Source organism: Stieleria sp. (assembly GCF_041595215.1).
Classification (GTDB): Bacteria; Planctomycetota; Planctomycetia; order Pirellulales; family Pirellulaceae; genus Stieleria; species Stieleria magnilauensis.
Window position 1 is genome coordinate 1 of record NZ_JBFHKV010001219.1, and the last position, 2,333, is coordinate 2,333.

The 2,333-nt window shown below is 58.1% G+C and carries 2 protein-coding genes; both read right to left on the bottom strand.

Annotation, left to right across the window (positions count from 1 at the left end):
• Positions 1-1,063 (bottom strand): SGNH/GDSL hydrolase family protein (locus ABX749_RS29840; protein WP_372899245.1); only part of this gene is annotated, 1,063 nt, incomplete at its 3' end.
• A 17-nt stretch (positions 1,064-1,080) separates the two neighbouring features.
• Complete coding sequence (locus ABX749_RS29845; RefSeq protein ID WP_372899246.1) at positions 1,081-2,043, bottom strand: ThuA domain-containing protein; 963 nt, start codon at positions 2,041-2,043, stop codon at positions 1,081-1,083.
• Positions 2,044-2,333 lie beyond the last annotated feature (290 nt).

Here is a 2,333-nt window from a genome sequence, read left to right on the forward strand (position 1 = left end):
ATTGCAGGTTTTTATCGTTGACGTCGGCGCGATACCGTTCTGCCTCGCGGTGGGCGGGTGAATGGTCGATCGCGATGCCTTGTCCCCAAGCGTCGGCCGCCGCAGTTGCGACGTGTTCTCCGTCGATGGTCAATTGGTACGTGCCGGCGGGCAAGTGTTGCACCACGATCGTATCGCGATGAAAGGCCAGCGGCGGGGGCAACGGCTGGTCGGTCGGCGGCGGCAACCGCGGCGCGGTCGTCTCGGTCCCGCGAAACGTGATTTCGGGATCAGCGGCTTGAAAAACATCGACCGCCAATTCCGAGACTTCGACGCCTCGTCCCTGCCCCGTCTTGGCTCGCGCGTCGATCGTGATCCGCCACGGCCGAAAATGATCCGGCTGATCCGATGCCAGCAACTGGCCCGCAAATTCGTGGCTGATCGCCCAGTAGCCGAATCGATTCAGATGAATGCCGTTGGTGGTCAAATTTGGACCGACCGGTTCATCCATCAGGTAAAGGGACGTTTCAAACAGATTGACGAACGGGATTTCCGCAGCCGCTGCGACCTCGTTTGCCGCCTGCGTGTATGCCCTCAAGACGTCGTTCCGCACATCGCGATCGGGCGTCAGTTTGCCGAGGTCTTCGCAAGCGATCGGTGAGACAAGAATCAGACGCACTTCCGATTCGCCGTTGTATTGTTTGCCGACGTGCGAGGCGATGAAGGATTTTAAGTCTTGCCGGAACTGGTCCAATGCTTCGATTCCGCCGAAGGACTCACCCATGCCAAAGCAGGCAATGATCACATCGGTTTTGTGATCGCGGAGCGTCGACTCCTCGGTCGGGAAATTCGTCGGTCGATCGCGAGCGGTCAACATATCGCCGCCCCAACCCAGGTTGCGGATCGAGATGCCTTTGGCGTGTTGCAGCAACGCCGTTTCCAGGTAACCGTGCATCCGAAGCTGGTCGGCGAACGTATTGCCGACGATCGCGATGCGATCACCGGGACGGATCGGAGACTCGGCATTTGCGACCGAAAGGGTCAAGCCGCCGAGCAGGATCGCGACGATAGCAATGAGTTTCATCGTACGTTTTGGGGAGTTCACTTTTTGGGTTTCTTGTCAACACGCTGGATTTGCCAGGTCGAAACAGTTTCGTTCGCGTCGGGCACCGGTCGGCCGACTGCCCAGCAGCATCCATTGATCAGCATCCGAACAAACGATTCTTCGGCAAAGTCACCGGGATGACCGAATGACGTCCCGAAGACTTTGCCGCCCCATTCGTTTTCCCACGCCCAAGCGACCACATCGGACTCGTGCTGTTTGACTTCTATCGTGCCGAACGCCTTTTTGAGTGTCCGCACGCGTCCCTGTCCCGAACCGGTCACCAACGGAATGCAACCGTCCTGCAGTCGCGTCAGGTAGAGCGTTCCCGGCGAGACCCACTTCGTTTTGGTGATGTTGGACAGGATCGGGTGGTCCAATGACTTCTCGACCACGCTGATTTGCGTTTCGCTGGTTTGGTGCACGACGTAGGGCGTTCCCAGAACCCGTCGGCCGAAGTCATCGTTCCATGAAAATCGCGGATGGTCGGCCGGATACTTGAACGAGTGGTTCGCCGTCCGCAGGCCGATGACGGGCTTGCCGGATTTGATGTAGTCTTCGATCGGTTGCCATTCATCGTCGGGCAACTTCAAGAAACGCATGAAGAAGATTGCGAGATCCGCGTCGGCCAACGCTTCAATGCCCGGCAGCACGTTTTCGGTTTTCTTTTCCGGGTTTCCTTCCCCCATCACAATCGTCGTGCGAAATCCGAATCGCTCCAGTTCTTTGGCGAAGACCGGCATCGTCAACTCCGGCGAATAGTGGAGTGTGCCGACGACGATCACCACGTGGGGTCGTTTCACCTCGGCCGACCAGGCGTGACCCGATCCGACGAAGGACAGGACAGACAGGGCAATCAAGGCGAGATACTGAATCGGCCCTGTGATTCTGCGCGCCGCGGTTATCGCGCGTCGGGCGACCGGATGGCTGGTCGATGGCGTCAGTGAAATCGGTTGCGTCATCGTGGAACTCTTAGGGAGGGAACGGATCGGGACTGGGGAACGGACTGGCGCTGCTCAGTGGGTGCTTTGGCAATATTTAATTTTGGGGTAGTGGAACTTGCCAAGCGTTTTGGCTCCGTCTGCGATCCGCCGAATGCATTGGCGGGCAGCACTCCCGCAATCGTTTCATTCGGTGATTCATGGTGGTGATGTTCGTGCGGTTGTGTGAGCGTTGATTCGTGGTGGCTAATGCGCTCGTTCAGTCACGCAACGACGAAAAATTCTTGGGGTTCGGTTTGGGCGGAAGCGTG

What these genes read in the sequence shown, in the direction of transcription:
- ABX749_RS29845 (WP_372899246.1), bottom strand. Translation starts at nt 2,043, where the DNA reads ATGACGCAACCGATTTCACTGACGCCATCGACCAGCCATCCGGTCGCC.